The 26,283-nt window shown below is 44.5% G+C and carries 22 protein-coding genes; 16 read left to right on the top strand and 6 right to left on the bottom strand.

Annotated features, from left to right (window positions below; all coding sequences use genetic code 11):
• Positions 1-98: 98 nt before the first annotated feature.
• The gene (locus CRO15_RS15640) at positions 99-1,268 is read right to left on the bottom strand and encodes a FecR family protein (RefSeq protein WP_097046797.1); all 1,170 of its coding nucleotides are present in this window, start codon (positions 1,266-1,268) and stop codon (positions 99-101) included.
• A gap of 118 nt (positions 1,269-1,386) precedes the next feature.
• Between CRO15_RS15640 and CRO15_RS15635 the strand changes: the two genes are divergently transcribed.
• Positions 1,387-1,932 (top strand): RNA polymerase sigma factor, encoded by a 546-nt coding sequence (locus CRO15_RS15635; RefSeq protein WP_165769976.1) that lies wholly within the window; start codon positions 1,387-1,389, stop codon positions 1,930-1,932.
• 50 nt (positions 1,933-1,982) lie between these two features.
• Here the strand turns inward: CRO15_RS15635 and CRO15_RS15630 are convergent, their stop codons facing one another.
• The 4 genes from CRO15_RS15630 to CRO15_RS15615 all read right to left on the bottom strand — a co-directional run bounded on the left by CRO15_RS15630 (position 1,983) and on the right by CRO15_RS15615 (position 10,498).
• Positions 1,983-4,514 carry a fused MFS/spermidine synthase gene (locus CRO15_RS15630; protein ID WP_097046795.1) on the bottom strand — a complete coding sequence of 844 codons (2,532 nt, stop codon included), beginning with the start codon at positions 4,512-4,514 and terminating at the stop codon, positions 1,983-1,985.
• Between the two features lie 96 nt (positions 4,515-4,610).
• Positions 4,611-5,948, bottom strand: a complete 1,338-nt coding sequence (locus CRO15_RS15625) for a RagB/SusD family nutrient uptake outer membrane protein (protein WP_097046794.1) — start codon at positions 5,946-5,948, stop codon at positions 4,611-4,613.
• A 20-nt stretch (positions 5,949-5,968) separates the two neighbouring features.
• Positions 5,969-9,235 carry a SusC/RagA family TonB-linked outer membrane protein gene (locus tag CRO15_RS15620; protein WP_097046793.1) on the bottom strand — a complete coding sequence of 1,089 codons (3,267 nt, stop codon included), beginning with the start codon at positions 9,233-9,235 and terminating at the stop codon, positions 5,969-5,971.
• Positions 9,236-9,343: 108 nt separating this feature from the next.
• Complete coding sequence (locus tag CRO15_RS15615) at positions 9,344-10,498, bottom strand: FecR family protein (RefSeq protein WP_097046792.1); 1,155 nt, start codon at positions 10,496-10,498, stop codon at positions 9,344-9,346.
• 113 nt (positions 10,499-10,611) lie between these two features.
• On the opposite strand from CRO15_RS15615, the gene CRO15_RS15610 reads away from it, so the two are divergent.
• On the top strand, positions 10,612-11,196 hold the full coding sequence (locus tag CRO15_RS15610) for an RNA polymerase sigma factor (RefSeq protein WP_097046791.1): 585 nt from the start codon (positions 10,612-10,614) through the stop codon (positions 11,194-11,196).
• Between the two features lie 55 nt (positions 11,197-11,251).
• On the opposite strand, the gene CRO15_RS15605 is transcribed toward CRO15_RS15610, so the two are convergent.
• Positions 11,252-13,486 carry a TonB-dependent receptor family protein gene (locus tag CRO15_RS15605; RefSeq protein WP_097046790.1) on the bottom strand — a complete coding sequence of 745 codons (2,235 nt, stop codon included), beginning with the start codon at positions 13,484-13,486 and terminating at the stop codon, positions 11,252-11,254.
• Between the two features lie 191 nt (positions 13,487-13,677).
• Between CRO15_RS15605 and CRO15_RS15600 the strand changes: the two genes are divergently transcribed.
• From CRO15_RS15600 to CRO15_RS15540, 14 genes are all read left to right on the top strand, one after another.
• Positions 13,678-14,121 carry a hypothetical protein gene (locus CRO15_RS15600; RefSeq protein ID WP_097046789.1) on the top strand — a complete coding sequence of 148 codons (444 nt, stop codon included), beginning with the start codon at positions 13,678-13,680 and terminating at the stop codon, positions 14,119-14,121.
• A 75-nt stretch (positions 14,122-14,196) separates the two neighbouring features.
• The gene (locus tag CRO15_RS15595; protein ID WP_097046788.1) at positions 14,197-14,613 is read left to right on the top strand and encodes an HYC_CC_PP family protein; all 417 of its coding nucleotides are present in this window, start codon (positions 14,197-14,199) and stop codon (positions 14,611-14,613) included.
• A 157-nt stretch (positions 14,614-14,770) separates the two neighbouring features.
• Positions 14,771-18,610, top strand: a complete 3,840-nt coding sequence (locus tag CRO15_RS15590; protein WP_097046909.1) for an efflux RND transporter permease subunit — start codon at positions 14,771-14,773, stop codon at positions 18,608-18,610.
• Positions 18,603-19,868, top strand: coding sequence for a TolC family protein (locus CRO15_RS15585; protein ID WP_097046787.1), 1,266 nt, complete (start codon positions 18,603-18,605; stop codon positions 19,866-19,868). Before CRO15_RS15590 ends, CRO15_RS15585 begins: the two co-directional genes overlap by 8 nt.
• A 17-nt stretch (positions 19,869-19,885) precedes the next feature.
• On the top strand, positions 19,886-21,763 hold the full coding sequence (locus CRO15_RS15580) for an efflux RND transporter periplasmic adaptor subunit (RefSeq protein WP_097046786.1): 1,878 nt from the start codon (positions 19,886-19,888) through the stop codon (positions 21,761-21,763).
• Between the two features lie 49 nt (positions 21,764-21,812).
• A complete protein-coding gene (locus CRO15_RS15575) occupies positions 21,813-22,160 on the top strand; it encodes a P-II family nitrogen regulator (RefSeq protein ID WP_097046785.1) in 348 nt (115 codons plus the stop codon).
• 3 nt (positions 22,161-22,163) lie between these two features.
• A complete protein-coding gene (locus tag CRO15_RS15570; RefSeq protein ID WP_133067261.1) occupies positions 22,164-22,595 on the top strand; it encodes a hypothetical protein in 432 nt (143 codons plus the stop codon).
• A gap of 5 nt (positions 22,596-22,600) precedes the next feature.
• Positions 22,601-22,798, top strand: coding sequence for a hypothetical protein (locus CRO15_RS15565; RefSeq protein WP_097046783.1), 198 nt, complete (start codon positions 22,601-22,603; stop codon positions 22,796-22,798).
• Positions 22,795-22,962, top strand: coding sequence for a hypothetical protein (locus CRO15_RS19790; protein ID WP_165769975.1), 168 nt, complete (start codon positions 22,795-22,797; stop codon positions 22,960-22,962). Before CRO15_RS15565 ends, CRO15_RS19790 begins: the two co-directional genes overlap by 4 nt.
• A gap of 32 nt (positions 22,963-22,994) precedes the next feature.
• Positions 22,995-23,381, top strand: a complete 387-nt coding sequence (locus tag CRO15_RS15560; RefSeq protein ID WP_097046782.1) for a DUF302 domain-containing protein — start codon at positions 22,995-22,997, stop codon at positions 23,379-23,381.
• A gap of 63 nt (positions 23,382-23,444) precedes the next feature.
• Positions 23,445-24,080: a DUF3347 domain-containing protein gene (locus CRO15_RS15555; protein WP_097046781.1), complete on the top strand. Its 636-nt coding sequence runs from the start codon at positions 23,445-23,447 to the stop codon at positions 24,078-24,080.
• Complete coding sequence (locus tag CRO15_RS15550) at positions 24,081-24,533, top strand: heme-binding domain-containing protein (RefSeq protein WP_097046780.1); 453 nt, start codon at positions 24,081-24,083, stop codon at positions 24,531-24,533. It abuts the gene before it with no gap.
• Positions 24,534-24,557: 24 nt separating this feature from the next.
• The gene (locus tag CRO15_RS15545) at positions 24,558-25,076 is read left to right on the top strand and encodes a DUF3347 domain-containing protein (protein ID WP_097046779.1); all 519 of its coding nucleotides are present in this window, start codon (positions 24,558-24,560) and stop codon (positions 25,074-25,076) included.
• 492 nt (positions 25,077-25,568) lie between these two features.
• Complete coding sequence (locus CRO15_RS15540; protein WP_097046778.1) at positions 25,569-26,231, top strand: class I SAM-dependent methyltransferase; 663 nt, start codon at positions 25,569-25,571, stop codon at positions 26,229-26,231.
• Positions 26,232-26,283: the final 52 nt, after the last annotated feature.

Genomic DNA, 26,283 nt, shown 5'->3' with positions numbered 1-26,283 from the left:
TGTTCGCGCATTTTCCGATTTTTTTATGCGACGATTCGAAATACTTAATAAGAATGCTTCATTTCATTGGCCTTTATGTTTTAGGTTCTACCATTATTTTAATTAACAAAAAGAGGTTTACTGATGACTATCATATTGTTATCGATCTGATATTCAAACGGCGTGTCCTCCTGAAAGACTTTTAAAATTTGTTCTATGTTCTCTTCCCGATAAAAAGAGGCCGTGTACACTTGAGTGTCCAAAAAATCATAATTATTTATTATGGAAACATTGAAATGACGCTCTAACTTCTTTTTGATATTGGAGAATGGGGTACCCCTGAAAAGTAGAATGCCGTCCTTCCAGGCCGTATAAATATCGGTATCGACCTCACTCACATTCATGATGTGCTTTTCCTTGTTATAGGCGGCCATCTGATTCGGGTTAAGTAGATGTGATGGGCCCGTATCACCAGATCGCGATACCTTTACGGCACCCTCGACCAAAACCGTATTGATGGCCGTATCCTCTGGGTAAATTGATACATTAAATTCCGTACCCAATACCTCTATGTCTATTTGGCCCGCATTTACGACAAAAGGCTTTTTTTCGTCTTTGGTGACCGAAAAATAGGCCTCTCCGGTTAAAAATACCTCTCTAGGGCCCTGTTCCATGAATGTGACCGGATACCGAAATGTACTTCCTGCATTCAGGTAGACCTTGGTTTTGTCGGAGAGAACCAATTCGAACATTTTTCCGTAGGGCACCGTCAATTCGTTATAATCAAGTTTTTTTGGCGCCTGGGTATCTTCATAAAGAAGCTTATTGCCATTTTGCATTCCGATAACTTTTCCGCTTTGCGTGAGGATCTCCCCATTTGATTGAGCTGAAATGACCTTTACCTCTCCATTGCCCAACTTTAGTGTGATGCTATCGTCGGTACTGTTTGAGATCGTCCGGACGGATGGGCCTATTTCTGAAACAGAGTTTTTATATAAAAACAACAGACCAAAAATGGCTATGAACAATGCCGCATACCGCAAGAAGAACGTTGTTCGTTTCCTATAGGATTCAGTACTCTTTCTTTTGACTGCGGCAATTAGGGCATCTTTCCCCTTTTTCACGTCACCCAACTCAAAAGAGCCTCTTATCAAAGTGTTCATACGAACATATTCGGCAAACTCGTCTTCGTTTTCCTTGGCCCAGTCGCTAAGTATTCGAAGTTCGTCCTTGTCGGCCGTGTCGTTCAAATATTTAAAAATCAATGATTCGATTTTTTTATTGATCATTTTCCAGATTTTAATGCTTAAAAGATAAGATCTAATGCTAAGACGGGTAAATAGTTTTGTACCCTTGTTTTTTTTAATAAATATTTATGATATTGTAAAAACTCTGTTAATTGAGTATATGAATTTAAAGTATGGAGACGATTATGACTTGATTTTTGGCCTTAATAAGGGGGATCGGCGGGCCTTTGAAGTTTTGGTCGATAAATATTATAATATTCTATACCTATATGCGCTTAATCTTACCAGGGAAAAATCTGTTTCTGAAGATATATTGCAAGAAGTGTTCCTTAACTTATGGGCCAGAAAAGGCATTCTTAATATAAATACCTCATTAAAAAGCTTTTTATACAAATCCATTTATCATGAATTTATCAATCAGCATAGGATAAAGGCGAAGGAAATGAATTATTTGGACACCCTTTCCACAAATACTTTAGATGCCTTTTTTCAAGAAGATACCACGCAATTGGAATCAGCTATTGAAAAAATGAAAAAGGAAATAGAAATTCTTCCGAAAAAGTGTAAAGAGGTTTTTATTTTGAGCAAAAAAGAGGGCTTGACCAACCAAGAAATCTCACAATATTTGAAGATTTCGGTAAAGACAGTAGAAGGGCATATCTCCAATGCCTTTAAAACGCTAAAGGAACATTTGAAAAAACCCTGAACTGTTTTTTTAAGCGTTAGTTTTGTTTTGTCAAGTTTCTTGGCGCCTGTTTATTCACTGTTTTTGTTCTCTTCCTTTAAAAAACCGGGTGCCAATGACCGTATTTGGTCACGTATTTTTTTTGCCTTCTCGTCTTTCCCCTCACCGACATGTTGAAGATAGCGATAGTATAGCGCCCCTACTTCCACAAATTTAATTTCGTCGGACGGCAGGCCCGAAAGATATGGGTCATCACGGGAAAAGTTATCTGACATCTCATCAAACAGGTTTTCCAACTCCTTGCCCACAATGTAAGTAGCGCGCCCAGCATTGGCTTGCTGTGCTAATATGGGGGCTTTAAATTCAATGGATCTTCTATCATCGGTGTTCAGTTCAACATTCGATAAGCGATCTCGAATGTTGTTCAGGTTGCCCAAATAAAATAACCCCCCCATATGATTTTTGCCCGGATCGCCCTGCCCCCCTATTACATGAACAATATTGCGGCGCAGCGTATTCTCGTCCAACTGTGCCCCAGCTTCTTGGCCCATTAGCACAATACTGGCCCGGGTAGGGGAAAAATCCGCTCTCCAGAGTGTTACCCGTGGAAAAACGGCCGCAAAGGTGGCGGCAATGGTATAGAAGTTTTCAGGGGTAAGCTGATATAAGGGCAACCATTGTGCAAAAACCCCGCCAGGGCCCAACCGCTTTTTTGCTTGCTTGAAATGCTCAAGGGTATAAAGGCTTCCCGTGCCGGCATGCCAAGGGGTAAAAAGGTCGCCCACAATAACATCGAACTGCTCATTGGTGCCCAAAAGAAAGTTTCTGGCATCGTCGGCCACTAAGCTTGCCCGCTCATCTTGGAAAAGCCCGTTGGCCCAAGGCGAAAAATAACGTTGTGCCGCGGGAATGACATTGGATACCAATTCTACGGCAACGACCTTTTCCACATCATGGTAAAGTGCTGCCCCGGCGGTAATACCCGTGCCCATGCCCAAGAAAGCCACTCTTTTCGGTGCGGGATGTATCATGAGCGGAATATGGGCCTGCATTTGTTCGACCAAAAACGACTCCGAATCTCCCAGTACATAAAAGTTGTCCAAGCGCATCTGAATATTTTTGGATTCCCGTACAATGGACACGACCCCATCGCTCGATTGCCAAGAATCCAGTAGTTTTTCATCGTTCTCCAAGCGCACCAATGGGGGATTTTTCAAGAATAGTATTCCCGGAATGACCAAAATGGGCAGTAGCAACCGAACAATTTTCTTTTCACCATAAAAAGAAAAAAACACCCAAACGGCCAGAACCCCGTAGAAAACGGCAATAACTTTTACACTGTTCCATAGCCCCAGGATATCGAGCAAGATAAAACCTGCAATTACAGGACCGACAAAGCTACCCAGTGAATTAAAAAATACTAGCCTGCCCACAATGTCGCCTGCCGACCTATTGGTGATCGGAGCCGCTTTCAACAAGAACGGAAATACTGCGCCCAAAACAACCGTAGGTGGCAGAACGACCAAAAGAGCCAATTTAAAAACGGTCCACACATAAGTGTGCCAAGAGGCCCCCATTGCCACATACTCAAGTCCATCCGTAGCGGCGCTGAATATAGTTGGGGAAATTCCGATCAAAACCGCTGCTATGCTCAAAAGGAGCACTACAACTCGGTTTGACCCCATTCTTGATCTTACAAGTAGATGCGATAAAACGCCTCCCAGCCCCAACGCCAGAAGAAAAACTACCAGGATTACGGCGAAAGAATATACCGAATTCTGTAAAACTTGGGCGAACATTTTGGTCCATAGCGTTTCTACCGATAATGCGAGCGCTCCTGAAGAAAATGCCACTATGATAAACTGAAGGTTGCCGAGTTTGGACGGACCTTGTGCAGATTTTTCCCGACCTATGGCGGTCCTTGCTGTTTTCTGCACAATGGTGGTAGGTGTTGACAAGCTATCAAGAACAATGGCAAGAACGCCTACGGAGAAGGCCAAGGCCACGGCAAAGTAGTAAGTGAGTCCTACCCCATATTCCAAAATAAGGTAAAATCCCGTTAATAAGGCGCCTAGGGCCGCCCCTACTGTATTTACGGCATATAAAACGGTTCCCCGTCTTGAGAGATCGGTACGATTTTTACCAATGTACTGTGCCAGAACCGGAAAAGTACCTCCCATAAGAAAAGATGGAAGTATAAGCAACAAGGCCGCGAAAACAAATTTCATTGTCAAAAGAATTCCCTTTGAATTCCCTAAAAAAGAAATGCACTCCGCATAGTGCATTTCATAGAACTCCAGACCCGGAACTAACAACAAAGCCGTCAGCGCAACACCCAGTTCCATAAGTCCGTACACCCTAAGGGGCCGTCTAAACCGGGCGGAGGCATTACCCAAAAACCGGCCACCAAGTGCCAGCCCAAGAAAAAAAGCGGACAAGGTTGCAGCGGTGGCATACGCCGCATTCCCGAACACAAGTCCCAGCCGGTACATCCAAATTACTTGGAAAATAAGGCCAGCGGTACCAGACAGAAAAAACAAGATGCATAACAGAACAAAATTTCCATTGTGCAAAGCAGCTTCAGAACGAATTTCTTTCCTCATAAAAATACGTGCGTGATTCGGTTTAGGTGGTCATAAAATTAAATTAAAAAGAGGCTTTTAAAAAAGCCTCTTTATAGGTATTGCCAAAAAATGTCCCTAATCTAAACAACCGACATAGTTGGGATTGTTCGATTCGGACTGTGGCACGGGAAATTTAAGGTTTGGACTGTATTGCCCTCCCTTGAAATAGTCTCCCCATGGAAAAACTTCTGACGGGGGCATACCGTAAACATCGACAAGTCTTCTGAGATCCCCTTGTCGGTGTCCGGTACTGAACAACCAAAAGGCACGTTCGGCAAAGTGGGCCAACAATAGGTCATCGCCGCTAATTCCTGTAAGATCCAAATCTGATAGACCCATTGTAGCCCTAAGTTCGTTGTGAATATCCTGTACGGTACCGGCGTCATCGGCATTGGCGGCCGCCTCCGCCTCGATCAACCTTGCCTCTATTCCCGAGGCCAGGGCAACGGATGTACTGGCCGAGTTGAATTTGAGTTGGTTGTAATAGAGGGTAATGTCATCCTGGCCAAATTCCGTTCCACCGTCCCAAGGCACTCTTGGATCCATCGCGGAACGGTACATCAAACCGTTGTCGCCCTTACCATCAGCAATGGAAAATTGGCGCCGTACGGTAGTCATAATGTAAATTCCGTTCTCTTGTCTTCGGCTGTTATCGGATTGTTCGATATTGTATGTGAAACCCGTGGGAACGCTTGCTACTTCAGCAGCCGATGCTTCTATTTGGCCCAAACCCAAAAGAGAGCGGGCTTTGCCCAAACGGGCCAAGTTGATCAGTTTTTCGCTGCTGCCTGCACTGGTCTGTGCTTGATCGAACCAACTGACCGCGGCAGTGAACATTTGTTCGGTAGTAAGGGGTTCGCCAAAGATTAAATCGCCACCATTGGCCGGTGCTTTACTGAAAGAAACTCCGCCACAGAATGTTTCTGCGAACATTACATACGAAAAGCCAATGATACTTTGCATCTCACTTTCAATCTCAGGGTCCTCGCCGTAATTTGCAAGAAGGTCTATAGTGGTTTCAGCTCCTGCCCTCGCCAAATGGAGGTTTCCGTAAATCGTGTTCATATCAGTGTTGATATTTTGAAGATTTCGTGTATCGGCTTCACGTCTTGTGGGGAAGGTGCCAGAATAATCATATTCATCGGCCATAAGTCCGCTCATTACAATAAGCCCCGTAGTGGCGCCATGCCCCGCCGCCGATCCGCTCATGGCAACAGCTAAATCGCCCAAGGAACCTGCGCGTAGGGTCTGTAATCCCGCTTCGTTGTTCAGCGATTCCGGCGTTACTATATCCGGATCGGTCACTTCTACGACCGAATCGCACGAAACGTTCATTGAAGTATATATAATTAAGATAAAAGTACCCAACACCCATCTTACATGTTTTGCCTTTATTTTAAACAGCTTTTTCATAATACTTGTTTTAGATTTTCTTAAAATGTTAGATTAAGTCTCGCTTTCCAAGAGCGAACTGGGGGTTGACTAAGAAATTCCTCGGTCGTGAAATTAGCCTGGCCCTCAGAACTAATTTCAGGATCTAGTCCCGTATAATCTGTCCAAACCCCTAGATTCTGACCGGAAAGTGTTAGGCTGATCCGGTCAAAACCCAATTTGTCCGAAAAGCTACCAGGGGCATTGTAGGTCAATGAAATTTCGCGAAGTCTCCAAAACGAAGCATCTTCGATATACCCGGCATTTGTTCCCAGGAACTTGGATGCCACCGCCCTTGCCTGATCGGACAGAGAGGCATTTGGATCGTTCAACTCGCGGTTATTACTGTTTCCGTTTCTCCATGCGCCAGTATTGTTGTATAGCTTTTGACCACCCCGAAAGTTCAAAAGCCCTTTCAGTACGAATTGATTTTCAAAAAAGCTCAATATGGGGGTAAAGGAGATGTCGGTCGTTGCAAAAGGGGTGCCCAAATATGATATTTCGCCAATCTGTACCTCATTTTGCCCTATAAACCCATCACCATTGGCGTCGTTAAACGTATATGTTTCGTCCCAGTAACCGCCGAGCGGGTAACCTTCGACATGGCGTTGCTGTTCGAATATGACCGGTTGTATGCCTTCGCCCAGTTCTATCAGCTCGTTATCGATGAACGAACCAACGATGTCCAGTCCAAAGAAAAACTTATCGGTCTCGACGATCCTGGTATTCAGCCCTATTTCGATACCGGAGTTCTTTACGGAGCCCAAATTTTCAAATCGTCCTTCACCGACCCCAAGGGACAACGGCAATTGTCTGAAAATAAGGGCATCTTCGGTACGTTTGTTAAAATAGGTCATTTCAAGGCCGATCTTATCGGACAGCAGCTTGGCATCGAAGCCAAATTCAAGCTCTGTTGACTGCTCTGGGCTCAAATCAGCGTTACCCACGCTTCCAATTGAGACCCCCGTTACACTCTGCCCATCCAGGGTCGCGGCGATAGGGTTGAAAAACCGTAATGCATCGTTGGTGCCCGGCTGCACACCTGATGCTCCCCATGCGCCTCTTAGGCGCAATGAGCTCAAGCCGTACTTCGTTTCCTTGTTGAAAAAATCTTCTTCCGAAATTAACCATGAAGCACTGACTTTTGGGTAAAACACCGAATTGAACGATGCCCCAAAAGAACTGCCCCGGTCGGCCCGAACGGCACCGGTCACGAACAATTTATCCTTAAATCCGATCTGTTCTTCCAAAAACACACCAACAGTTCGTGTTTCGATGGTTTCCTCGTTGCTCTGTGTCACTGCGGCTCCTGCAATGGAGTTGCTTCCGGCCACCAACTGCAGACCAGTTGCAAAGGTACCTTCGGACAAATTCTGTAAAAATTGGAACCCAAGCGAAGTGCGGGAGTTTATGTTCTCGGTGATATCGGTCTTGTAAGAGCCAACTGCATCCAAGGTATAGACAAAATCATTGAACCTGTTGGAGAACCGAGCGCCCTCGTCGTAATTGAGAAAATCGGGTGCTTCGCCCGTAGGGAAGAACTGACTGTCCCAACGCGATGTAAGGTCAAGCCCGCCGGCAACCCTAATATTCAATTTCTGCGAGGGTTGCCATAGCACTTCCAGACCGCTTGTAAAACGATTGATTCTTTGGCGTGTATCAATGGTGAACAGTTCATCGGGCGTAAATTCGCCCCAACCGTTGTTGATATCAATTGATGATGTGCCATTTAAGCCTTGGCTCATGAGTGCCAATGCAAAATTATCGTTTAAGGGAAGTTCTAAATCGCTATTGGTATAACCCGTGGTAAAGTTCACCTTTAGGCGATCTGTAACCTGCGCGCCGAAATTTCCCCTGAAATTCATTCTTTGTATGTTATTGACCGGCAAGACACCTTTGCCATCCGTGAGACTACCGGAAAGAAAATAGGTAAGCACCTCGGATCCTCCCGATACGCTCAATCCGGCACCGTATGACTGTCCTGTGCGAAAAGGAGAGGTTCGCGAGTCGTTCAGGGGCTGAAATGAATTGACCGTACTTGGTACAAAGGTCCCTTCAGCCGCCTCAAAATTGAAGCCAGGATTGCCTTGGGCGTCCAAGGCTTGGTAGTTTTTCGGATATGTAGTTACGTCTTCGACTATCCCGCTCTCAAGAAATGCCGACCATCGTGGCTCCCCTTGCTTTCCTTTTTTTGTTGTGATCCTGATAACCCCGTTAGCCGCGATCGATCCGTACAATGTTGCAGCCGATGGCCCCTTGATGATTTCAATGGACTCAATATCTTCAGGGTTGATATCGTTCAAACGAGAGGGAGATTGCCCTCCGGTTTCGAAGGAGATGGAATTGGCCTCGTTATTGATCAATACGCCATCAACATAAATTACGGGCTCATTGGATAACGATGCACTATTGGAACCTCTGATCCTGATACGAGAGCCAAAACCGGTCGAACCGCCACTACTTGAAATTTGGACACCTGCGGCCTGACCTTGGAGCAAATCGGAAACATTACTGATCGGTCGTTGCTTCACATCATCGCTGACATTGAGATTGGCAATTGAGTTTCCCATTTCCACCTTACGACGTATACCGGTCGCCGTGACCACCACCTCGTTCAAATCCATCAAATCGGGCTTCATGGTCACGTTGATGGCCGTTTTTTGGGTTACTTCCACTTCATGTTTGGCAAAACCGATATAGGAGAACACTAGTATATCCCCCTCTGAGGCTTGAATCTCGTACTCCCCGTCAAAGTTGGTGGAAACACCTTTGGTGGTACCCTTGACAACAACGCTTACGCCGCCCAACGGAACATTTCCCTGGTCGGTAACCAAGCCGGTCACGGTAATAGTTTGTTGTGAAGGTCTTGGGCTATTTGAAAGTAAGCGTGGCGATGGTTCAAAAACAGGTTTCTCGTTGATTTCAACTAATACGATCAGTTTGCGCCTAACCTCAAAGGACACCTTGGTATCCTTTAGGATTAGGTCCATAAGCGTATCGATTTTTACCTTGTCGACATTTACCGTAATCCTTTTATCAAAGTCCAAAACAGAATTTTTGTACAGGATATTATAATCCGTATTTTTTTCTATTTCATCAAATATGGATGCAATCGTGGCATCCTCCATATTCATTGAAATTTTAGATTTTTGCGAATACGCGTTGTTTGCATGTAATTGGAACAGTGCAACAAATAAAAACAGCGCGGTAATCTTCATTTTCAGGTCTATTTTAAGCGTAAAATAGTTTTTACATAGTGTGTTTTTCATACTTTTGAGATAGTTTAAAAATTGGTCAATCAGTTTTTAACTTTGTTTGGAATCATGGGATTGTTAGCGCAATCCCTGATTCTTTTTTGATTCATTCATTTCATATGTTCATTTTTTAGGGTTTATTGTTATCTTCTTTTCATTGACAGTATAGTCAAAGTCCTTTATCCGTTGAAATGCCCGTAAAACTTCCTCGATAGTTTCAGTTTTGAACCTCCCGGTATATCTTTCCTTGCCCACTCCCAAATCATTGATTTCAATCTCGATATCAAAATGTCTTTCAAGTTTCTTTGTGATGTTGTGGAAATCTTCGTTTTTGAACAATAGCACGCCTTCTTTCCATGCAATATAACTGCTAACATCGATATTCTCGACGACCAGTTTCTTATCGGAATCGGAATATGAAGCCAATTGATTTGGTTTCAATAACAGGGCTTGGCCATCTGTAACGTTATTTTGATCGACAGAAAGGCTTCCTTCGACCAAAACTATTTTTACATGGTTGTCATCAGCATAATTTGAAACGTTAAATTCGGTTCCCAAAACGTTGGCATCCAGAAATCCGGTACTTACCGAAAATGGTCTTAACGAATCGGAGGTAACGGTAAAATATGCTTCTCCCCGCAATACTACATTTCTGGGTCCTCTTTCATTAAAGACCACAGGGTAAGTCAAGGATGATCCGGAATTCAGATAGACCTCCGTTCCATCGGACAGTTCCAACTGAAACTTTTTCCCGTATGGCACCTCCAAGGTATTGTATATTAATGGCCCCCCGCTGTTTTGATCGGATGCCACTTTTTTATAGGAAATTCTAGTACCTTCTTGTTCTACGATGTAAGTGCTTGATTTAGAAACTATACCGGAAGTTTCCTCATTCAAGGTTTCCCTTGTGGAACCATCCTCCAAAGTAATCGTTACTTCTTGTGTTGGGATTGCCGTTTTTGAATCGATCAATATAAAATAGGAATATACACCAAACGTTATGAGACCGACAAAGACGGCCGCGTATTTCAATAATCCGTTCTTCCCACGCCGTCTTTTGACCATGTTCACTTGATCGAAATTCGCTAACAGTTCTTTTTTCAAATGTTCCGCCCTTTCCTTTTCGGTAGCCCCCGTTATGAAGTGGTGGAGTTCTACTTCTTTACGAAAGGCCGATCTGTTTTCTTTGGCCCAATCGGTCAATAATCCTATCTCCTCCTCCGTTGCCGTATGGTTCAAAAACTTATGGATGATAATCTTCATTTCCCTTTTTTTCATATGAGTATTTTACAGAAAATCCAATACATACCCTTTAAACGACCGAATACTATAAAACCCTCGTTTTTTATCCTAAAAAACGTAAATGACATTTTTTTTTGTTAAAATTGCTTATGGATATTGTGTTTCAAAAAGCGAATTTCAAAGCAGTAACAGCTTCTGCCATAGACGATAAAGGTTTTGAAATTATCATAAAATGCTATTATAATGAGGTTTTTGGCTACGCCCGAAGTTTATGCCGTAACGAAGCTTTGGCAAAAGACCTGACCCAAGAAGCATTCTTTAAATTTTGGAAAAAAAGGAAAAAACTAAAGGAAGGTGTATTAATTAAAGGGTGGTTGTACAAAACAGTTCGCAACAAGTTCTTGGACCATATAAAAAAGTATAAAAAAGAAACCCATTTACTGGAAACAGCCTTTGCTGATACTTTGGACGATGTTGTTTCAAAAGTCCATCAGGAAGAAATACAGCGAAAAATAAGGATTGTAGAAAAAGAGATCGATCTACTGCCCTCCAGGTGCAACCAAGTATTTAGCTTGAGCAAGAAAGAAGGCTTGACCAATGTAGAAATTGCCAGACACTTGGGTATCTCCGTAAAAACGGTAGAGGGCCACCTTACCAAAGCCCTAAGAATATTAAGGGATAAATTAAAGGAAAAAATCCAAGTTCTGTTTTTGGCCCTCGGACGCCTGTGCTAAGACAAAGTAAACTATGGGCTCGCCCTTATTATCCCGCCCAAGGACTTCCCATATTTCAAAACCCGTAGGCCATTGAAAAATTGACCCCAAAGGGATGCCCCGGCCTTAAGCCTGCAGGAACTCTTGACACCGCATAAACTTCATCCAATAGGTTTATGACATTAGCGGAAAATACAAAGTGTTCGTTGTAAAAATATCGTGCCGACATATCGATGACAAAATTCGATTCCACCTTTAGGTTTGGCGCGATCGCACCTGTTCCGGCCAGCGTCCTGAAAGCATCTGTGTAACGTGCCCCTACATCAAGGGCAAACTTCTCATGTTCCAGCCCCAGGTTCAAATTGAATTGGTTTTTGGCTATATAGGGTATTTCATCCCCTGCCGTGACCGCTCCAAAGATGTCATTATCACTTTCAAATGAGCTTAGAAATTCGGTATCCGTCAAGGTATAGGTAAAGGATATGGGTAGGCCGAATTTTTCAGAAGTATTCTTCAGGGGATCGTAACTCAATAGCAGTTCCGCTCCACTGACCCTTACAGCTCCGGCGTTAAACTGATCCAGACTGCCCGTGCCCCCACTAGCGGCAAGGTCGCTGCCCAATAGGTTTTGGTAATCATTGTAATACAGAACGACCTCGCCGCGAATTCCCTTATGGTTAAAACGAGTTCCCAATTCGTAATTTATGCTTTTTTCGGCATCCTGGCCATCGATGTTCCCGGGGGGAGAAAACCCTTTGTGTACCCCTCCGAAAACCGATAGGTTGTTGGTAAAGGTATAGTTTGCCCCCACTCCCGGAATCCAAACATCCACCCTGTTGGATCGCTCGGAAAGCTCCGTGCCCGATCTCGTGGTATCATTTGTTCCATAATCCATTCTCCCCATGGCTATGTTCTCGTACCGAAGCCCAGGGGTTAAGGTGAACCTCCCAATATTCAGTTTGTACAACGTATGGGCCGAAAATGCTTTGGCATTACTGATTCGATTCGCGTTGGCTCCCTTGACCCCCACTGTCGTACGTATGAGTTCGTTATTGGAGAAGGCATATCTGTCCACCCATTGGAACCTATCTTCCTCGTCGGTGTGGTACCTAGCCCCCAACTCCAGGCTTTGTAGCCAATCCGTGCCCCAGCGCAGCCGGGCAATGGACTGAATGCCCTTGGAACTGTATGTTCTGTTATTGGCCTTTATTCCAAACACGTCCTCTGCCGTATCCGTATTTCCCAGCAATGCACTGTATTCCATGTCATATGTGCCAGGGTCCGAGAGTACCTTATTTATTCCAACGCGCTCCCCTAGGTTGACATCGTCCAGTTTGTACCAATTACGTTTAAACTTGTTCAGGTATCCAGTGGTGCTGATACTGAGTGCGGGCGAAAATTTAAGAAAATGGGTCAACTGGTACTGCCGGTGCTCCGTATCCATAACGTCCTCTGACGAGGCCCTATATCTTCGATATGGGTCCTCGTTAAAATCGGTGTCCGTCAGACCCAAATACGTTTCATTGGCCTTTTCCTCTGAAAATTGAATTTTAAATAGAAGCGCTTGGTAGATTTTGGCATCTTCATCCGTATTTATTCTGAATTTCGCCAAATAGTCGGATTTATCAAAACCTGTATTGCCTCCCCCATCCAGATTTTTGAAACCATCGGAATTATAATTGTAGTACTCGCTTACGAATCCAAAATTTCCGAAATCATTGCCGACAATAACCTGGGCGTTCCTTGAATTATAATTACCGGCCGATAGGGAGACCTTGCCCCCAAATTGATCGGGAATCCGTGCAGAGATCATATTGATCGCTCCACCCGTTGTATTCGGGCCGTATTGGATCTGGCTGCTTCCCTTTAAAATTTCCACGGCCTGCATTCTCCCCAAAGTAGGAAAGTAGTAGGCCGCAGGGGCGCTATACGGCGCAGGGGCGATCAGGACCCCATCTTCCATAAGGTTAATTTTTGCGCTCCTTTCCGGGGAAGTGCCCCTTAGGCTGATATTGGGCCGTAGACCGAAGCCATCCTCCTCATATATGTTGACCCCGGGAACTCTTTTCAACGTTCGATTGATATCGGTGTAACCAAATCTTTTCAGCTCCTTTTCCGAAATAAATTGCGCCGATCCGGTCCTGTTCCTTGCCTCGAACTCACTCCCCAAGATTACGCTCCCACTGACCACCACCTCATTGAGCACTTCAATTTTTGCCGTTGCCGAATCCTTTTCCATTTCATTCTCTTGGGAAAGGCCGGTATAAGTTACCAGCAATGCCGCAAAGGTCGAGAACAAGAAATTTCTCATGTAATATTTATTTAGATTTGATAAAAACAGAGTGCAAACCTAGACATGTTTTCCTAAGCGGCAAAATAATTAAGAAGGATTCTAAATAATATTTCGGATTATCTTTCCCTATTCCGATACCTTCCCACTATGACCAAAGTCATAATTCCCGTGGTTCCCGTATAGTTACCTTTGAAAATCAAAAACACATAATGATTCCCAAAATTGGCGCAGCCCTTTTTCTGATGTTCTTTTTAAATTTCCCCCTGTCCTCACAGGAGGGACTTGATGATTATATCATAGAATACCGGACCATTACCAGAGGGATGTCCGAAAGGATAGTGGTCAAGGAAAAAATATTCATCTATCACAGCACACGAAACAGCAAGACCACAGACAGTTTGGAGATCAAGGATGAACAAAGGGCAAGACTGGTTAAATTACTGGAGGGTTTATCTTTTAAAGGGCTACCCTATTTAAAGGCTCCATCAGATAAAAGATTGGCTGATGCCGCCGCCCATGCAAAACTGAAAATCTCCATAAAAAAGCGGGCCTATGAATCGTCCGGATTTGACCATGGAAACCCTCCGGAGGAAATCAGGGATCTTGTGGAATATATATTGAACATCAGTGGACCTGCACAAAAAAAGCAGTGATATGACCTTCCTTCTGCTTCTAAAATTATGTTAAACACAGTATTCGTGTTAAAATTTTTGTAGTTTTACAAACGAATGAAAACCTTTTTTCATAAAATAACATCTTTCTCAATGGCACTGATTGTGCTACTGTCAACGTTTTCTTTTACGCTTGACAACCATTATTGTGGGGATGTTTTGGTCGATTCCTCCTTTTTTGGAGCAGCCGATTCCTGTGGGATGGAAGTTCAAAAAGAATCCAGTTCCCTTGACTGCGGTTTGGCAAAAAAGAAGTGTTGTAGTGACGAGACCATCCTTTTCGATGGTCAAGACGACCTGAAAATTTCATTTGAAAAGCTCTCTTTTGAACAGCAACAGTTTATTGCGGCCTATATTCTGACCGCTTTAAACAGCTTTGACGGGCTACAGGAAAATGTAGTTCCCTTCAGGGGCTACCCACCACCTCTTTTGGTCAAGGATATTCTTATCCTGGACCAGACCTTCCTTATTTGATTTTTGCATGCAGATCGTGTAGCTCCTATGCATACGGTCACTTTAAACGTACTAATCCCTAAGATTAATCAACGTTTCATTGCTCCTGGCCAAAAGTAGGACCGCTCTTTCCGTCCGCTTGGATCCAAGCATAAGCCAAAAATCAAAACAAATTAAAATGTTAGATAAAACCATCCGTTATTTTCTTGAGAACAAGTTGATAACATTCATGTTGCTCTTTGCGTTCATCGCGGGGGGCATTGTAACCGCTCCATTCAATTGGGAACTTTCGTGGATGGACAGAAGTCCTGTCCCCGTGGATGCCATTCCCGATATCGGTGAAAACCAACAAATCGTTTTTACCGAATGGATGGGGCAGTCACCTCAGGACATCGAGGACCAGATTACCTATCCATTGACCACCGCACTCTTGGGTATTCCAGGGGTAAAGACAATTCGAAGTAATTCCATTTTCGGGCTATCCAGTATTTATATCATCTTTAATGACGATGTTGATTTTTACTGGAGCCGAACACGGATTTTGGAAAAACTGAATTCCCTGCCACCGGGCACCGTCCCAAATGAAGTTACCCCGGCCCTTGGCCCTGACGCTACCGCTCTGGGCCAGGTTTACTGGTATACACTGGAGGGCAGAGATCCCAAAACCGGAAAACCCACCGGTGGTTGGGACCCACAGGAACTTCGGACCATCCAGGACTTCTATGTACGCTATTATCTCACCGCGGCCAGCGGGGTTTCCGAGGTCGCCTCCATCGGTGGTTTTTTAAAGGAGTATCAAGTGGAAATCGATCCCGATGCCATGAAGGCCAATAATGTCGATGTAGGGCTGATAATGAATGCCGTCAAGAACAGTAACCTCGATATAGGTGCAAGGACCTTGGAGTTCAATAGGGCCGAATACTTGGTCAGGGGCCTGGGGTACCTTAAAAACTTATCCGATCTTGAAGAAAGCGTGGTTACGGTCAGGGACAACGTACCCATACGTCTAAAAGATGTTGCCAAAATACAATTTGGTCCTGCAGGACGTAGGGGCGGACTCGATAAAAGCGGCATCGAGGCCGTTGGAGGGGTGGTTGTGGCCAGATATGGTGCAAACCCCCAGGAGGTAATCCATAACCTGAAGGATAAAATCGAGGAAGTCGCCCCAGGCTTACCATCCAAAACCCTGGCCGACGGAACCGTTTCAAAAATAACCATAGTTCCATTTTATGATCGGTCCGGTCTTATCCAAGAAACCTTGGGGACTCTGGAGTTGGCACTATCCCATGAAATATTGATAAGCATTTTAGTCGTGATCGTATTGGTACTGAATCTCAGGGCCTCGGTATTGATCTCAAGCATATTGCCCGTCGGGGTATTGATGACGTTCATACTCATGAAATATTTCAATGTGGACGCCAACATTGTGGCCCTATCTGGTATAGCCATTGCCATCGGTGTAATGATCGATGTAGGGATTGTTTTTACCGAAAATATAGTCAGGCATTTGGAAATGCCCGAAAACCATGGTGCCAGGGGCAAAAAATTGGTGCAGGTCATATATGTGGCCACAGTGGAGGTGGCCTCGGCTGTAATTACTGCCCTTGCGACCACGGTCGTAAGTTTTTTGCCTGTATTTGCCATGCAGGCCGCCGAGGGAAAATTGTTCAGGCCCTTGGCATGGACCAAAACATTCGCCTTGATTTCGGCACTGTTCATTGGTATTATGTTTATTCCTGCCATGGCAAGAGTTATGTTTTCCATTAAAATAGATACAAAGAGAACGAGCCGAATATTTAATGCCATCTTGATCGGTTTCGGTTTGGTCTTCCTCATAGGGTACGGAAGTGTTATTTCAATCTCCCTGATTGCCATTGGTATAAACAATTTACTTACCCAGGTCCCGGACTGGAATGGTTTTAACGGAAGAATAAGATTGCCCTATTCTGAAAAAATGGCCAATTATATAAATATAGCCATCGCAATTATAATTTTGGTCTACTTCCTGACCATCGAATGGATGCCTTTGGGAGTCTCAAATTCGACATTTGTCAACTTCATTTTCGTGATATTCGTCATAGGGCTGGTTCTGGGGGCATTAATGGGCATAGTGCATTTCTATAAAAGAATCTTACTCTGGTGTTTGAATAATAAATGGAAGTTTTTATTCATCCCCATTTTTGTTGTTTTCCTAGGGATGAATATTTGGCTGGGGTTTGGACAAGTCCTTGGTTTTATGCCTGAATTTGCCAAAAACAATGTGGTGTGGAATAAATTGGACGAAACGTTCCCCGGACTGGGCAAAGAGTTCATGCCGGCACTGGACGAGGGTTCTTTCCTATTGATGCCGACCACGATGCCACACTCCAGTATTACTGAAAATATGGAGGTCATTGCAACAGTCGACAAGCATTTAAACTCCATACCGGAAATCGCATCCGCCGTAGGAAAATGGGGCCGGGTAAATTCTGCATTGGACCCGGCACCTACCTCTATGTACGAAAATACCATCAACTATCTGCCCGAATATATTTTGGATGGAGATGGCCATCGTATGCGCTTTAAAGTAAACGATGATGAAGCCTTTCTGTTGAAAGACGGATCCACCTATAAATATGGTGAAGACGAGTTTAGAAGAATTGGTGTTGAACAGCTCACTGAGGATGAGGATGGCGAAAACTTCAGGCAATGGCGGGAAAAGATAAAAAAGCCCGACGATATCTGGAACGAGATCGTTAAGCATTCGAAATTCCCCGGGCTTACGTCGGCACCAAAACTGCAACCGATCCAGACTCGATTGATTATGCTGGCAACGGGTATGCGGGCCCCAATGGGCATAAAGGTTTTTGGACCTACGTTAGAGGTAATCGAAAAGGTAGGGTTTGAACTGGAGACTATCTTAAAAGAGGTCCCTAGTGTAAACCCCCCTACGGTTTTTGCCGATAGGGTTGTTGGAAAACCTTATCTGGAAATACGTTTGAATAGACGGGCCATGTCCAGATATGGATTGACCATCAAGGATATGCAAATGCAGCTATCCGTGGCAGTAGGCGGTAGACAATTGACCACCACCGTAGAGGGTAGGGAACGGTTCCCCGTACGGGTCCGCTATGCACGGGAGTACAGGGACAATCCCGATGATCTGAAGAAGATATTGATTCCCACACCAGCGGGCCCTCAAGTAGAATTGGGGGAATTGGCAGATATAGAATACGTCCGTGGACCACAGGTCATTAAAAGTGAAGACACCTTTTTAACCGGTTATGTCATATTCGATATGAAGGATGGCTATGCGGAAACCAATGTTGTGGAGGATGCCCAAGCCCTGATCGAAGCAAAATTGGAAAGTGGCGAGTTCCAATTACCTGCTGGGGTAACCTATCGTTTTACCGGTAATTATGAAAACCAGATCAGGGCCTCAAAACGGCTGATGATCGTAGTGCCCATTTCATTGATCGTCATCCTATTGATATTGTATTTCCAGTTTAAATCAATGACCCCGGCTTTAATGGTATTCTCGGGAATATTCGTGGCTTTTGCAGGTGGTTTTATTATGATTTGGCTCTACGGTCAGGATTGGTTCTTGAACTTTAACCTTGCGGGAGTGGATATGCGAGACCTGTTTCAGCTTCATACGATAAATCTGAGTGTGGCCGTTTGGGTCGGTTTTATAGCACTTTTTGGTATCGCTACCGATGATGGTGTTATTATGGGCACCTATCTTATGCAGACATTTGAAAAGGAGAAACCCAAAACGATAGATGAAATAAGAACCTCCGTACTGCATGCAGGTTCCAAAAGGGTCCGTCCTGCAATGATGACGGCGGCCACGGCCATTATCGCCTTGATCCCGGTACTTACTGCTACCGGTAAGGGTTCCGATGTCGTTATTCCCATGGCCATTCCAACCTTCGGCGGAATGTTGCTACAGGTAATGACCATGTTCGTTGTACCGGTTCTATACAGCATGTGGAAAGAGAAAAATTTCAAAAAACAATTAAAAGAAAGCGATGCTTAGATCAACAAAGATATTTTCAAAAAAGGACGCCATTGTTTTCATGCTTTTCGCATTAACGATAGGGACCTCGCTTTTTGGTCAAACCGACCTTGAAGGGTATCTAACGTTTGCGGCCGAGAACAATCCCGGACTCAAGGGAAAGTTCAACGACTATATGGCGGCAATGGAAAAGGTTCCCCAGGTAGGTGCCTTGCCAGACCCCACGGTCGCGTTCGGGTATTTTATACAACCCGTAGAAACTAGGGTCGGCCCCCAGGAATGGCGTTTTAACCTAGCGCAAAGTTTTCCGTGGTTCGGCCTATTGGGCGCCAAGGAGGATGTCGCCACTGAATTGGCAAGCGCAAAATATGAGGATTTCGAAAACACAAAATCGAATCTCTTCTTTGAGGTCAAAACGGCCTATTACAACTACTATTTCATTGAAAAGGCCATTAAGATCACCCAGGAGAACATGGAGATCCTCAACATCTTCAAACGGTTGTCCCTGGTGAAGATAGAGGCCGGAAACGCCTCGGTCGTGGATGAACTAAGGGTAGAGCTGGAATTGAACGATCTTGAAAACCAATTGGAATTGTTTCGGGATACAAGGTATGCCTTGCAGGTAAAATTCAACAACTTGTTGAATACCGATGGCCAGGCCCCGATAGTCGTGCCGGATACCTTATGGCAGGACGAGCTGCCCCAGGGCCAGTTGGATGTCATGGAAGAGATTTATGCTTCCAACCACCAATTGAAAGCCATTGAACATAGGTTGAACGCCTTTGTAAACCAGGAGGTAGTGGCGAAAAAGGAAGGCCTGCCCAAATTCAATATTGGATTAAGTTACACTGTTGTCGGTGAAAACCCCTTATCAACGGCCACGGACAACGGGGAAGATGCCTTTTTGTTTCCTTCGGTCGGGATTTCCATACCCCTGTACCGTAAAAAATATAAGGCCATGGTCAAGGAGGCGGAATACTTGCAGGAAGGTGAGACCTTAAGAAAGGAAGACAAGAAAAACAGTCTTAACACCATCTATGAGAATACCTCGAAAGACTTCAACGACGGCGACAGAAGGATTGCCCTGAACAAACGCCAGTCGGAAATCGCCAAAAAGGTATTGGACATACTCATTACCTCCTATTCCACGGATTCCAAGGATTTTGAGGAAGTCCTGAGAATAGAAAGACAATTGTTGCGCTATGAACTGGCCCATCAAAAAGCATTGACGGACAAAAATGCCGCGGTGGCGTTCATATATTACTTATTAGGAAATTAAACGTAAAAAGCCAAGACATGAAATACATTCAGAAATATAAAAATTATTTGATCGCTGGCGGCATCTTGATCGTTGGTATACTATTAGGGACCCTATTTTCAGGTGGAAGTCCCGAAACCGTCCATAAGGACGGCGAACATGAATATGTCCAAGATCCGAAGACCCAGTTGTGGACCTGCTCCATGCACCCACAAATAAAGCTGGAAGAACCGGGAACTTGTCCCATCTGTGGCATGGAATTGATTCCCTTGGAGGAATCGGGGAGCACGACAGAAAGTATCGCTTCCAATGAAATTGTGATGACCGAGGAAGCCGTACAATTGGCCAACATCCAGACCACCGTGGTCAGGGAGGCCAATGCGGCCAAAGAGATCCGCCTGTTGGGCCGGGTAAAACCGGACGAGAGACGTTTATTTTCCCAAGTATCCCATATTCCAGGAAGGATAGAGCGCTTGTACGTGAACTTTACGGGGGAAAAAGTATATCGGGGACAAAAAATCGTCCGCATTTATTCCCCGGAATTGATTTCTGCACAGAAGGAACTCTTTGAGACCATCAAGTCCAAGGACGTATACCCCCAGTTATATGTTGCATCAAGGAATAAACTAAAGTTATGGAAGCTTTCGGATGCCCAGATCGATGCCATTGAAAAGTCCGGAAATGTCCAGGAGCAGATAGACATTCTATCCGATCATTCCGGTTATGTGATGAAGAGGAATGTTGAGTTGGGAAATTACATCATGGAGGGACAGCCGCTATTTGAAATAGCCAATCTAAGTGCGGTCTGGGTGATGTTCGAAGCCTATGAATCCGACATTTCATGGATCAAAATCAATGACAAGGTCAGCTTTACGATACAGGCCCTGCCCGGGAAAGATTTTACCGGCAAGGTTACCTACGTAGATCCATTTGTGTCCTCCAGTACCAGGGTGGCCAAGGTCAGGGTCGAGCTCAACAATCCAAACAACAAGTTGTTGCCGGAAATGTATGCCAATGGCCTTATCCAAGCGGAGATGTCAGACGTCGAGGACGCTATAATCATACCAAAATCATCCGTGCTCTGGACAGGTAAACGCGCCGTGGTATACGTCAAGGTCCCTCATGACAAAACCATCTCCTTTGTCTATAGGGAAATTAAGCTGGGTGCGGACATGGGCGAATTCTACATTGTCGAGGAAGGTCTGGAGGCCAATGAGGTCGTTGCCACCAACGGTGTCTTCAGAATAGATGCGTCCGCCCAGCTGGTAGGACAAAAAAGCATGATGAACCCTGAAGGCGGAGTGGTCATGACCGGCCACAACCATGGCGGTATGGACATGGGAGGTGATGCAAACGACACGATGAAAGATGACTCCATGGACCATTCAAAAATGGAAGGGGAAACCGACCATACCAATATGCAAAATGACTCGGACCACTCCAAAATGCAAAAGCGCATGACCGTTCCCGATGATTTCAAAAGCCAATTGGCAAAAGTGTTTTCACACTATATCACCTTAAAGGACAAGCTCGTCGGTGATAACGCCGATGCGGCCAAAAACCCGGCCGGCGAACTTGTAAACGCTATGGCCAAGGTAGATATGAAATTGTTGACCGATCATGAGGCGCATAACCATTGGATGACAATCTCAAAGGAAATGAAAAGTGCATCAAAATCCATTAGTGAAACTGCGGACATTGAAAAACAAAGAGGACATTTTAAACATCTGTCCGCTCATTTATCAAAGGCCATAAAGCTTTTCGGGGTCAACCAAAAAGTATACGAACAATTCTGCCCAATGGCGGATGGCAATAACGGGGCCTATTGGCTGAGTTTGAACGATACTATAAAAAACCCATATATGGGCGGTAAAATGTTAACCTGTGGGACCACGGAATCCACGATCATAGAATAGCGATTGCCCTTTTGGAACTATAGAACGACAAGTATAAAAAAGAAGGCAAATGAAAGAAATCAAGGCATTTATACGAAAAGAAAAACTCAATGCTGTGGCCAAGGCCCTTAAAGAAAAGCATTACTGCTGCTTTACGGTCTTTGAGGGAGAGGGCGTAGGGGACTATACCGATCCGGTCAAAGAATTCCCCACTTTAAAATTCCCCTTTTTGCATACCAGGATCATCAAGGTTGAAATTGTCTGTTCCGCAGAAGATGTTGATAAGATAACGGATACCATTGGAAAATATGCCCGCACGGGAGAAAGTGGTGATGGCCTAATCTATGTTGGCCACGTGGACCATTGTATAAAAATAAAGACGGGAGAGCGCAACGGTGCACCTTCCCAAAAAGCATAAAATATGATGATAAAACAAGTGATTATAGGATGTCTTGCCCTTTTTAGTTTAATGGGCTGTAAGACCGACAGTAAGAAAATAGAAACCGAAATCGATGGGCCCCTGACAGCGGTCGCCGATCAAAAGGCATCGATGGACCCCCAAGAATACAGGGTTGGAAGCCAGGTGCCAAAGGATTTGGTATGTATGGTAAATGATGCCTACATGGGCAAGGCACAAATTCCCGTGCCCGTAAACGGCAAAACATATTATGGGTGCTGCCAAATGTGCGTAAAAACCTTAAATACCCATTTACAGGCACGGGAAGGTATCGATTTATACAGTAAGCGACCGGTAGATAAAACCGAGGCCTACATTGTCCTTATGAACGAAGAAGGTCAAGTGGCATACTTTGAGTCGAAGGAAAGTTATATGAATTTCAAAAAACAGCGATAGGTAATATGGAAAAGGACAGGGTGCTACCCTTTTTGGGCCACCGCGTCCTTGACCTGGACCCGTTCAATATCATCGATAACAAGCATATGGCCATCGAGTATCCTTTTTTAAAAGGTCCAATGACCCCATCAAATACCCATGCCGGGTATTTGGCCAAGTGCGAGACTGTTTGTGTGAACCAAAACCTAAAAACTAGGCGATGACAACATATCTGTATGCATTGGGATTGGCCATATTGATGCTTGGCATTTCCTATTTCGTTGGGAAAAGGATGGGGCTTTCGAAAAGATCCGAAAACCCCACCGGATCGCGCAAGGGCGATAAGCCTGCCAAAGATGAAATAGTGGATGATGAACAGGTACCTTGAGAACAAATGATGAATCACAAAAAACTGAAGCGATGAAATATTATTTTAATAAGACCCTTGAAGGAAGTTTTGATCAGGTAATCGAAAAAGTCGGCCTAGGCCTAAAGGATGAGGGCTTTGGGATCCTTACGGAAATCGACGTCAGGGAAACCTTAAAAAACAAATTGGATATAGATTTTAAGAAGTACCGCATTTTGGGGGCCTGCAACCCCCCTTATGCACATAGGGCCTTACAGGCGGAGGACAAGATAGGCACCATGCTTCCCTGTAATGTTATAGTACAGGAAATTGAGCCTGGTACCATCGAGGTTGCCGCCATCAATCCTATGGCCTCCATGCAAGCCGTTGAAAATCCATTATTAAAGGAACTGGCCGAGGAAATAACGGCAAAACTGGAAAACGTAGTTGAAAAACTTTGAGCGGACCACCCTCCACATATAAAAAAAAACAATAATTAAACTTAACTCAATAAATCGAACAAAATGAAAAAAGTAAGAGCAACAACAGGAATTTTGGCAATCGCAATGATAACTTTTACGGCCACCTCGTGCAAGGACAACAAAAAGGAACACGACAACACTGACGGGCACCATTCCCAACAGATGGAGGAAAGCGGACATATGGAGGGCGAGAATGAAGGCCATTCCGGAATGGACCATGGTGATATGGACTCAATGGACAAGGAAAAGGCTATGGTCTCATCTCCGATCATAGGCCATTATATAAAATTAAAAAATGCGCTGGTCGCCGACAGCAAGGAAGGGGCCGCAGAAGAAGGTGAGAATTTGCTGAGCGCGCTTAACGACTTCGACCAAGGCAAATTTACCGGGGAACAACAAAAGGAATTAAGGGATATTATCGAAGATGCCTCCGAACATGCCGAGCATATTGCCAAAAGCCCTCTCGGCCATCAACGCGAGCACTTTGACGTATTGAGCAAGGATGTAATCGATTTGATTGCGATAACAGGTACCGACAAGACCTTGTATCAGGACTTTTGCCCCATGTACAACAACAATAAGGGCGCACAATGGTTAAGCGAAAACAAGGAAATCAAAAACCCCTACTATGGTAGCAAGATGCTCAGCTGTGGTTCGCTAGAGAAGCAGATCAACTAAATGAAAGTTCTAAAAATCACGATATGGGCCGTATTGGCGCTGCTTGTGGGCATTCAGTTTATCCGTCCAACTGGAAATCATAGCGATCTGGTTCCCAAAACGGATTTTATGAAGGTCAATGAGGTGCCGCAAAACGTAAAGGGGATATTGAAAACCTCCTGTTACGATTGCCATAGCAACAATACGGAATATCCCTGGTACAATTCCATCCAACCAATGGCGTGGATTTTAGAAAACCATATAGAAGACGGTAAAGAGGAACTGAACTTCAATCAATGGGGCGAATATTCGTCGCGGAGAAAAAACAGCAAGTTAAAATCCATCATCAATCAGGTCGAGGATGATGCCATGCCCCTTTCCAGCTATACGCTAATCCATAGGGATGCGAAACTTTCAGAAGCTGAAAAGAAAACTTTGCTGGATTGGGTATCGAAATTAAAAGACGGCCTATAGTCGAATAACTAAAAAATCATAACAATGGAAAAAATTAATAAAGGAATAATGGCCCTTTTCATTTTGGGCATCTCCATGACCTACGGTCAGGAAAAAATAAAATTGAACCACGACCACAGCAAAATGGAAATGAAGCAGGTTGCCATAGAGTTCGGCGATGACAATGTGGCCAGCGCCTACGAACATTACCAGCACATCAAAAACGACTTGGTGGGATCCAATTCCGAGGATGCCCAAAAGGGCGCGCTGATGTTGAACGAGGCCCTGAAAAAGATTGAAGGATCGGAGGTTGCATTGGAGGCATCAAGTAGTATTGCCGCTACCGATAACTTAAAGGCACAGCGAAAAGCATTTTCCGAGTTGAGCAATGCCATGGAAAAAATAGTGAAGGGAAAATTGAAATCTGGTAAAATATATAAGGCCTTTTGCCCGATGGCCCTCAACGGGGGCGCCTATTGGCTATCCTCCATCGAAGCCATACGCAATCCCTACTATGGCGCCCAAATGCTCAGTTGTGGAAAGGTAAAAGAAGTAATACAGTAATCACAGATCCTGTAAGGGGGAAGGTTGTTTCGATCGGTTGGTTGCTTGGTTGATTCCTTCCCTTTTCGGGTAACCGATGGCTTTTTGGTCGATCGGTGGCCGTACAAGTCCGTAGGCGGTCGAAAGTTAACTACGGTAAGGATAAATCCTGGGACAGGGCCGGGTGTTTAGTGTTATTTATTTAGTTGGTAGTTGTATTCCCCTACCAGGCCCAGGTACCAATATTGTAGCAAAGCCCTGTTATGGGAAGAGCGGTAGAGAGAATGGTCGGTGGTTGATGCTCTTCCCTTAACAGGCACTACAAAAGTCAAAATGATGAAAGATTGTTGTAAATCGGGACAAGGGGGCAATGGCGGTAGGCCAAACCATACAAAATGGTTTAGGTACATCCTTTATGCTATCCTCGGGGCGATAGTTCTCTGGACCGTAGTCCTACAGATGAGCGGGAATTGAACGGTCATGATAAAAATACCATTACAAAATCAGTACTAGATGGTTGAACAAAGCACTAAAAATTTTATTCCGGCACTAGGCTATAACTGGCTCACAGGCCTTTATGACCTGGCCATCAAAATCACGATGCCCGAGACGAAATTTAGAAATACGTTGTTGGACCACCTAAATCCCAAGGACGATGAACGAATTCTTGAATTTGGATTTGGTACGGGACAGAATCTGGTTCTGGCCAAGGAGAGAAATTCCCATACGGACTTCATCGGCCTGGATATCGACCCAAAGGTCAAGCATATCGCGGCAAAGAAGTTCCGAAAACATGATATCGCCATAAGACTTGATCTCTATGATGGAAGCCTATTTCCCTACGAGGCCAAGACCTTCGACAAGGTCTTTAGTTCGTTGGTGTTCCACCAGCTGGACAGGGAAACCAAAATTTCGTGTTTGAATGAAATTTACAGGGTGTTAAAACCAAATGGGACATTGATCATCGGGGACTGGGGGAAACCGAAATCCAAATTGATGAGGGTTCAATTTTATGTCGTCCAAATTCTCGATGGTTTTCAAACCACAGCGGACAATGTAAACGGTCTTATCCCGGATTATATGATCAAGGCCGGTTTCAAGAACGTAAAGGAACCTGGTTCTGTAAACACCAAAATAGGAAGTTATTGCTATTATTTGGCGAATAGGCCAAACTAGATCGGAAAACCAAGTGTTCACCGTGCCCCGGGGCATGATTTTAGCCGTCCCC

This window comes from Flagellimonas pacifica (assembly GCF_900215465.1).
In the GTDB taxonomy this organism is placed as follows: domain Bacteria; phylum Bacteroidota; class Bacteroidia; order Flavobacteriales; family Flavobacteriaceae; genus Flagellimonas; species Flagellimonas pacifica.
This window is presented reverse-complemented; position numbering and strand designations above follow the sequence as displayed.

Coding starts and splice junctions, on each gene's coding strand:
- CRO15_RS15625 (WP_097046794.1), bottom strand. CDS start 5,948: ATGAAAAAGCTGTTTAAAATAAAGGCAAAACATGTAAGATGGGTGTTG.
- CRO15_RS15610 (WP_097046791.1), top strand. CDS start 10,612: ATGGATATTGTGTTTCAAAAAGCGAATTTCAAAGCAGTAACAGCTTCT.
- CRO15_RS15545 (WP_097046779.1), top strand. CDS start 24,558: ATGGAAAAAATTAATAAAGGAATAATGGCCCTTTTCATTTTGGGCATC.
- CRO15_RS15590 (WP_097046909.1), top strand. CDS start 14,771: ATGTTAGATAAAACCATCCGTTATTTTCTTGAGAACAAGTTGATAACA.
- CRO15_RS15575 (WP_097046785.1), top strand. CDS start 21,813: ATGAAAGAAATCAAGGCATTTATACGAAAAGAAAAACTCAATGCTGTG.
- CRO15_RS15540 (WP_097046778.1), top strand. CDS start 25,569: ATGGTTGAACAAAGCACTAAAAATTTTATTCCGGCACTAGGCTATAAC.
- CRO15_RS15635 (WP_165769976.1), top strand. CDS start 1,387: ATGAATTTAAAGTATGGAGACGATTATGACTTGATTTTTGGCCTTAAT.
- CRO15_RS15565 (WP_097046783.1), top strand. CDS start 22,601: ATGGAAAAGGACAGGGTGCTACCCTTTTTGGGCCACCGCGTCCTTGAC.
- CRO15_RS15640 (WP_097046797.1), bottom strand. CDS start 1,268: ATGATCAATAAAAAAATCGAATCATTGATTTTTAAATATTTGAACGAC.
- CRO15_RS15555 (WP_097046781.1), top strand. CDS start 23,445: ATGAAAAAAGTAAGAGCAACAACAGGAATTTTGGCAATCGCAATGATA.
- CRO15_RS15600 (WP_097046789.1), top strand. CDS start 13,678: ATGATTCCCAAAATTGGCGCAGCCCTTTTTCTGATGTTCTTTTTAAAT.
- CRO15_RS15560 (WP_097046782.1), top strand. CDS start 22,995: ATGAAATATTATTTTAATAAGACCCTTGAAGGAAGTTTTGATCAGGTA.
- CRO15_RS15615 (WP_097046792.1), bottom strand. CDS start 10,498: ATGAAAAAAAGGGAAATGAAGATTATCATCCATAAGTTTTTGAACCAT.
- CRO15_RS15630 (WP_097046795.1), bottom strand. CDS start 4,514: ATGAGGAAAGAAATTCGTTCTGAAGCTGCTTTGCACAATGGAAATTTT.
- CRO15_RS15620 (WP_097046793.1), bottom strand. CDS start 9,235: ATGAAAAACACACTATGTAAAAACTATTTTACGCTTAAAATAGACCTG.
- CRO15_RS15605 (WP_097046790.1), bottom strand. CDS start 13,486: ATGAGAAATTTCTTGTTCTCGACCTTTGCGGCATTGCTGGTAACTTAT.
- CRO15_RS15550 (WP_097046780.1), top strand. CDS start 24,081: ATGAAAGTTCTAAAAATCACGATATGGGCCGTATTGGCGCTGCTTGTG.
- CRO15_RS15580 (WP_097046786.1), top strand. CDS start 19,886: ATGAAATACATTCAGAAATATAAAAATTATTTGATCGCTGGCGGCATC.
- CRO15_RS15570 (WP_133067261.1), top strand. CDS start 22,164: ATGATGATAAAACAAGTGATTATAGGATGTCTTGCCCTTTTTAGTTTA.
- CRO15_RS19790 (WP_165769975.1), top strand. CDS start 22,795: ATGACAACATATCTGTATGCATTGGGATTGGCCATATTGATGCTTGGC.
- CRO15_RS15585 (WP_097046787.1), top strand. CDS start 18,603: ATGCTTAGATCAACAAAGATATTTTCAAAAAAGGACGCCATTGTTTTC.
- CRO15_RS15595 (WP_097046788.1), top strand. CDS start 14,197: ATGAAAACCTTTTTTCATAAAATAACATCTTTCTCAATGGCACTGATT.